At 70.1% G+C, this 6,767-nt stretch carries 6 protein-coding genes; 3 read left to right on the top strand and 3 right to left on the bottom strand.

Features of this window, described 5'->3' with window-relative positions; translation table 11 throughout:
• Positions 1 to 124: 124 nt before the first annotated feature.
• Positions 125 to 1,771, bottom strand: a complete 1,647-nt coding sequence (dacB, locus tag C6Y14_RS20655) for a D-alanyl-D-alanine carboxypeptidase/D-alanyl-D-alanine endopeptidase (RefSeq protein WP_107018200.1) — start codon at positions 1,769 to 1,771, stop codon at positions 125 to 127.
• A 79-nt stretch (positions 1,772 to 1,850) separates the two neighbouring features.
• Between dacB and C6Y14_RS20650 the strand changes: the two genes are divergently transcribed.
• Positions 1,851 to 2,342, top strand: a complete 492-nt coding sequence (locus C6Y14_RS20650; RefSeq protein ID WP_107018199.1) for an inorganic diphosphatase — start codon at positions 1,851 to 1,853, stop codon at positions 2,340 to 2,342.
• 110 nt (positions 2,343 to 2,452) lie between these two features.
• On the top strand, positions 2,453 to 4,111 hold the full coding sequence (locus tag C6Y14_RS20645) for a threonine/serine exporter family protein (RefSeq protein WP_107018198.1): 1,659 nt from the start codon (positions 2,453 to 2,455) through the stop codon (positions 4,109 to 4,111).
• A 110-nt stretch (positions 4,112 to 4,221) separates the two neighbouring features.
• On the opposite strand, the gene C6Y14_RS20640 is transcribed toward C6Y14_RS20645, so the two are convergent.
• Positions 4,222 to 5,244: a DedA family protein gene (locus C6Y14_RS20640; protein WP_107018197.1), complete on the bottom strand. Its 1,023-nt coding sequence runs from the start codon at positions 5,242 to 5,244 to the stop codon at positions 4,222 to 4,224.
• Positions 5,245 to 5,385: 141 nt separating this feature from the next.
• On the opposite strand from C6Y14_RS20640, the gene C6Y14_RS20635 reads away from it, so the two are divergent.
• Positions 5,386 to 5,751, top strand: coding sequence for a YbjQ family protein (locus C6Y14_RS20635; protein ID WP_107018196.1), 366 nt, complete (start codon positions 5,386 to 5,388; stop codon positions 5,749 to 5,751).
• Positions 5,752 to 5,822: 71 nt separating this feature from the next.
• On the opposite strand, the gene C6Y14_RS20630 is transcribed toward C6Y14_RS20635, so the two are convergent.
• On the bottom strand, positions 5,823 to 6,584 hold the full coding sequence (locus tag C6Y14_RS20630) for a MerR family transcriptional regulator (RefSeq protein ID WP_107018195.1): 762 nt from the start codon (positions 6,582 to 6,584) through the stop codon (positions 5,823 to 5,825).
• Positions 6,585 to 6,767: the final 183 nt, after the last annotated feature.

Below are 6,767 nucleotides of genomic sequence, written 5' to 3'. Positions count from 1 at the left end.
CCGGCAGCAACGGCTCGATCCTCCGCCACTGCGCATCACTCAGTTCATGCCGCCGCACCATGCCCCGCACCTGCCCGCTCAGAAGCTTGGTCCACCCCACCCGACAAGAGCCATCAGAAACGACCTAGTCGCAGCCGCACTCAGCCAGGGTCGAGGCCAGGGCATCCAGGCCCTGTTGGGTGGTCGCGGCGTCCGTGGGCGGGTCGGACTCGGTGAGGAACGCGAAGGCCAGCAGGCGGCCGTCGGTGTCCACGACCGTGCCCGCGAGGGTGTGCACGCCGGTCAGGGTGCCGGTCTTGGCCCGTACGAGGCCGGTGCCGGGCTGGCCCGCGTACCGCTTGCTGAGTGTGCCGGTGAAGCCGGCGACGGGCAGGCCGGTGAGGACCGGGCGCAGTTCCGGGCGGTCCGGGTCGGCGGCCTCGGCAAGCAGGGCCGTGAGCAGGTCCGCGGTGAGTTTGTCCGCGCGGTCCAGACCGCTGCCGTCCGCGAACTTCGCCCCCTTGAGCGGCAGCCCGAGCTTCTTCAGCTGCTCACGGGTCGCCGTGCCGCCGCCCTTGAAGCTCGCCGGTTCGCCCGCCGCGAGGGCGGTCTGGCGGGCAAGGGCCTCGGCGATGTCGTTGTCGCTGCTGGTCAGCATGCGTTCGACGAGTGCGGACAGGGGCGGCGACTTGACGGTGGCGAGGGTCTTGGCGCGGTCCGACGCCTTGGAGGTGCCGGGGACCGTGGTCTTGATGCCCCGCTCGTGCAGGAGGTCGGCGAACTTCTCGGCCGCGTCCGCCGCCGGGTCGTCGCTGCGGTCCGCGGGCCCGCTGGAGGAGTCGTCGAGGCGGCCCTCGTCGGCCATCAGGGCGGTGACCGGGGCGAGGTTGGTGTTGTCGGCGCCGATGGGGTGCACGGCCGAGCCCGCGTACAGCGAGGTGTCGTACGAGAGCGTCACCTCTCCCGCCTTGCCGCCCTTGTCGCTCTTGCCGGCCTTGCGGGACTTGAGGGCGCGGGCCGTGTCGTCGGCGAGGTCGCGCAGGCTCGCGTTGCCGTCCGCGTCCTTGCGGGCGGTCAGCGTGGGATCGCCGCCGCCGACGAGGACGACTTCCTCGGTGCCGGGTTCCAGGACCGCCCGGGTCGCGATGCGGTGGTCCGGACCGGCCGCGGTGAGCGCCGCCACGGCCGTGGCGATCTTCGTGGTGGAGGCCGGGGTCAGCGCGGTGTCCGCGCCCTTGCCGTACAGCCGCTTGCCGGTGACCATGTCGACGACGGCGCCCGCCCGGCTGGAACCGAGCGAGGGGTTGTCGAGCAGCGGCCCCAGGACACCCCCCAGCGCCTTCTCCGTGGGCGACGGTACGGACCCCACGGAGCCGCCGACGCCCGCGAGCACGGACACGGCGCTCGGCGCGGGCGCCGGCTCCTTGCCGGACGTACCGGACACCGAACCGTGATCTGCGCCACCTGCGCGCTCCCACGATGCGGCCCGGTCGCGCTCCGCCGTACGCTGGCCGGTGGAGTCCCAGGGCCCGGCCGCGGTGACCACGGTGGCCGCCACGACGAGTCCGAGGGCGGCGGCACCCGTCGTGAACTGCACGGTGGACGGCCGCCTGACCAGCGGTTTCACGACTCCTGTCGCCCGGGCGAGCGGTGGTTTCACAGCTTCCGCCGCCCGTACGAGCGGTGGCTTCACGGCTTCCGCCGCCCGTACGAGTTGCGGTCCCACGGATCGCGCGACCCGCACCACATGCGGTCTCGCGGCCCGCCAAGCCCTCAGCTCTGGCACGACCACCAGCCCCTTTCGCGATCACACACCTGCGTGAGGGACACTTAACCACCAGAACTATGTGTTGATCATGGAGGAGCCACCGGTGGAGTTCGACGTCACGATCGAGATTCCGAAGGGTTCACGGAACAAGTACGAGGTGGACCACGAGACCGGTCGGATCCGTCTGGACCGTCGCCTCTTCACCTCGACCAGCTACCCGGCCGACTACGGCTTCGTCGAGAACACCCTCGGCGAGGACGGCGACCCGCTGGACGCGCTGGTCATCCTGGACGAGCCGACCTTCCCCGGTTGCCTCATCCAGTGCCGCACGATCGGCATGTTCCGTATGACGGACGAGGCCGGCGGCGACGACAAGCTGCTGTGCGTCCCCGCGCACGACCCGCGCGTGGAGCACCTGCGGGACATCCACCACGTGTCGGAGTTCGACCGTCTGGAGATCCAGCACTTCTTCGAGGTCTACAAGGACCTGGAGCCGGGCAAGTCCGTCGAGGGCGCCAACTGGGTGGGCCGTACGGACGCCGAGGCCGAGATCGAGCGTTCGTACAAGCGTGCCAAGGACGCGGGCGGTCACTGATCTCCCTGTATGTGTCCTGCGGGCCGCGTGACCCCGACCGGGTTGCGCGGCCCGTTGGTGTATCAGTGCGCATACTGGGGCGTACTGGACGTGCGAACCAGGAGTAGTGCGTGACGGAACCGGACGCCGAGGACCGCAAACCGCAGTCGGACGAGGCACGCAGCGCCTTCGTTCCGCCGAGCGGCGTGGTGACACAGGCCCCGCCGGTCGAGGAGGAGTCCTCGACGACGTCCGAGTTCGCGCTGCCCAAGGGCTACGGCGTCCCTCAGACGCCCGCCGCCGATCCCGCCGAGGGGTCGGCGTTCAGCGTGCCGAGGACGTACAGCTCCAGGGACGCGCCGCCCGCCTTCACGCCCCCGGCGGGCATACCGCGGGTCGACCTCACCAAGGACGCCCCCTGGCAGGACCGGATGCGCACGATGCTGCGCATGCCGGTCGCCGACCGGCCCGTGCCCGAGACCGTGCAGAAGACGGAGGACGAGGGCCCGGCCGTGCCGCGCGTCCTCGACCTGACCCTGCGCGTCGGCGAGCTGCTGCTCGCGGGCGGGGAGGGGGCCGAGGACGTGGACGCGGCGATGTTCGCCGTCTGCCGCTCGTACGGCCTCGACCGCTGCGAGCCGAACGTCACCTTCACCCTGCTGTCGATCTCGTACCAGCCGTCGCTGGTCGACGACCCGGTGACCGCGTCGCGGACCGTGCGGCGCCGGGGCACCGACTACACGCGGCTGGCGGCCGTGTACCAGCTCGTCGACGACATCAGCGACGACCAGACCGAGGTCTCCCTTGAGGAGGCCTACCGGCGGCTCGCGGAGATCCGCCGCAACCGGCACCCGTACAGCGGCTGGGTGCTGACCCTCGCCACCGGGCTGCTCGCGGGCGCGGCCTCCGTGCTCGTCGGCGGTGACATCATCGTGTTCGTCGCGGCGGTCGTCGGCGCGATGCTGGGCGACCGGCTGGCGTGGCTGTGCGCCGGGCGCGGGCTGCCGGAGTTCTACCAGTTCACGGTGGCGGCGATGCCGGCCGCCGCGCTGGGCGCCGCGCTCACGATCGCGCACGTCGACGTACGGGCGTCCGCGGTGATCACCGGTGGGCTGTTCGCGCTGCTGCCCGGACGGGCGCTCGTCGCGGGCGTGCAGGACGGGCTGACCGGCTACTACATCACCGCGTCGGCCCGGCTCCTGGAAGTCATGTACTTCTACGTCGGCATCGTCATCGGCGTCCTGGTGATCCTGTACTTCGGTGTGACGCTGGGCGCCCAGCTCAACCCGGACGCGGCCCTGCTCTCGACGAACCGGCCGCTGTGGCAGATCGGCGCGTCGATGCTCCTGACGCTCGCCTTCGCGGTCCTGCTCCAGCAGGAACGCTCGACCGTGCTGGTCGTGACCCTCAACGGCGGGGTCGCGTGGAGCGTGTACGGCGCGATGCACTACGCAGGCGACATCTCGCCGGTCGCCTCGACGGCGGTGGCGGCCGGTCTGGTGGGGCTCTTCGGGCAGCTCATGTCGCGCTACCGGTTCGCCTCCGCGCTGCCGTACACGACCGCGGCGATCGGGCCGCTGCTGCCCGGTTCCGCGACGTACTTCGGGCTGCTCGCCATCGCCCAGAACGACGTCGACCAGGGCCTTGTGCAGCTCTCCAAGGCGGCCGCGCTCGCGATGGCCATCGCCATCGGGATGAACCTGGGGTCCGAGATCTCGCGGCTGTTCCTGCGGTTGCCCGGAGCTGCCGCCGGTGCGCGGCGCGCGGCGAAGCGGACTCGGGGGTTCTGAGGGGCGGGGTGGCGGCCGTCGTTGTGCGACCGACCGCCGGTGAGGGCTTGTCGCGCAGTTCCCCGCGCCCCTTCAGGGCGCCCCCACTGGGGCTCAGTCATGGGGCTCAGTCAGTTCCTCGGGTAGTCCTGGCCGTACGGGTAGGGCTGCTGCTGGCCCTGCTGGTACTGCTGCTGGTCCTCGGGGTACTGCTGGGCGTTCTGCCCGTAGCCCTGCGGGTACTGCTGCCGGCCGTAGTTCTGGTCCTGACCGTACGGCTGCTGCTGGTAGTAGTCCTGCTGCTGGATCTGGTTGCCGTACTGGTCGTACTGCTGCTGGCCGCCCTGGTCGCCGTAACCCTGGTCTCCGTAGCCCTGGTCCTGGCCGTGCCGCGGGCCGTACTGCTGGTCGTAGCCGGTCTGGTGGGGCTGCGGGATCTGGCGGAGCTGGGCCGTGCGGTCGTCCATGACGGGGGCCGCCTGCTGGGCGTGGCCGGAGTCGGGCTCGGTCTGCGCGCCGTTCGCCGCGTTCTTCTTGGACTTTCCTCGGGCGCGCAGGAACTCGATGATGATCGGGACCACCGAGATGAAGACGATCAGAAGCAGGATCGGCTCGATGTTCTTGTGGACGAACTCGATGCTGCCGAGCCAGGAACCGAGCGCCGTGACACCCGCGCCCCACAGGATGCCGCCGATCACGTTGAAGATCAGGAACGAGCGGTACTTCATGCCGCTGACACCGGCGATGATCGGCGTGAACGTGCGCACGATCGGCACGAAACGAGCCAGCACCAGCGACTTCGGACCGTACTTCTCGAAGAACTCGTGCGCCTTGGTGACGTTCTCCTGCTTGAAGAGGCGGGAGTCCGGCCGGGTGAAGAGCGAGGGGCCGACCTTCTTGCCGAACATGTAGCCCGCCTGGTCACCGAGGATCGCGGCGACGCAGATCAGCGCGATGGCGCCCCACAGCGGGAAGTCCAGGGTGCCGGCCGTGATCAGCATGCCCGCGGTGAACAGCAGCGAGTCACCCGGCAGGAAGAAGCCGATGAGCAGGCCCGACTCGGCGAAGACGATCAGGAGCAGGCCCCAGATACCGAACGAGTCCAGCAGGTAGTCCGGATCCAACCAGCTTGGGCCAAGGGCAAGCGTCGTCACGTTTCCGGGCTCCTGAGGGTGGTGGATGCGGCGGCGGGCGAAGGTGTGGCCGACCAAAGTTATCAACGCGCCACGATGGGACCAGGTTCCACCGGCTCCTACAGGATGCACTGTGCCCCGACTGGGACAAAGCTGTGGGCCATGGGTATCGAAGAATACGGCGGGGGCCAGGGTCCCCGGCCCGACGTGCTGGTCGTGACGACGAACGACGTACCCGGCTACCGGGTCGAGCAGGTCATCGGTGAGGTCTTCGGACTGACCGTCCGCTCCAGGCATCTGGGCAGCCAGATCGGCGCGGGGCTGAAGTCGATGATCGGCGGCGAACTGAAGGGCCTCACCAAGACCTTGGTGGAGACCCGCAACCAGGCCATGGAACGGCTCGTCGAGCAGGCAAGGGCCCGGGGCGCCAACGGCGTGCTGATGTTCCGCTTCGACGTGACGGACGCGCAGGACGTGGGCACGGAGGTGTGCGCGTACGGCACGGCCGTGGTGATGGTCAAGGAGTAGCGCGACGCCTAGGTAAGGGGCGTCCGCCATTGCCGACGCCCCTTACCGGGCCGCCGTTCCCGTGACGGGCCCTATCCCTCGTGCCGTGCCGCGTTCGCCGTGATCGCGTCCCTGAGGTGCTCGGCGAGCCCGGGGCGCACGGAGTCGTAGAACGCCTTGAACCGTTCGTCGGACACGTACATCTCGCCGAGACCCTGATGGATGTCGTACGAGCACGCGTAGAACCAGCGGGTGATGTGCTGCCGGTGCTCCTCGGCCATGTCCATGGCGGGCTCCCCCGTGGCGGACTCGCCGGAGGCCATGAGGGCGTCGTAGCGCCCGCCCCAGGCGGCGGCCTCGGCCTGCATGCGCTTCCAGTCTTCCTTGCCGTAGCGGGCGGTCCGGCGCTGCGACTCGGCGTACGCCTCCGTCCCGTCCCAGCGGCTCCCGGCCTCCTCGGCGTGCTCCTCGGGGTCCCTCCCGCCGAAGACCTCGAACTTCTCCTCGGGTGTGAGGTTGATGCCCATCGTGCGTGCCTCCATGGCGTGTTCCACGGCCGCGGCCATCTTCCGCAGCTTCTCGATGCGGGCGGTCAGCAGGTCGTGCTGCCGGCGCAGGTGTGCGCGCGGGTCCGCCCGCGGATCGTCGAGCAGGGCCGCGACCTCGTCGAGCGGGAACCCCAGCTCCCGGTAGAACAGGATCTGCTGCAGCCGGTCGAGGTCGGCGTCGCTGTAGCGCCGGTGGCCCGCGTGGCTGCGCCCGCTCGGCACGAGCAGCCCGATCTCGTCGTAGTGGTGCAGCGTCCGCACCGTCACTCCGGCGAATCCTGCGACCTCTCCCACGGAGTGGCTCACGGCCTCCGCTCCCTCCTTCTCGATGCACGCGGTATGCGGTTCTTCGGTACGCGGTCCAGGCTGCGGCCTCCCGTCGCGTGAGGTGCAAGCGGGAAATCCATCGGCCGCTCTGCCGGTTTTACCCGCTTATGACTGGGTGGTGGCCCACCATGGAGCCTGCTCCCCCGGAACCCACCCCCGACG

It is taken from the genome of Streptomyces dioscori (genome assembly GCF_003024195.1).
Classification (GTDB): domain Bacteria; phylum Actinomycetota; class Actinomycetes; order Streptomycetales; family Streptomycetaceae; genus Streptomyces; species Streptomyces dioscori.
Note: the sequence above shows the minus strand (reverse complement) of the source record. Positions and strands in the feature narration are given on the sequence as shown.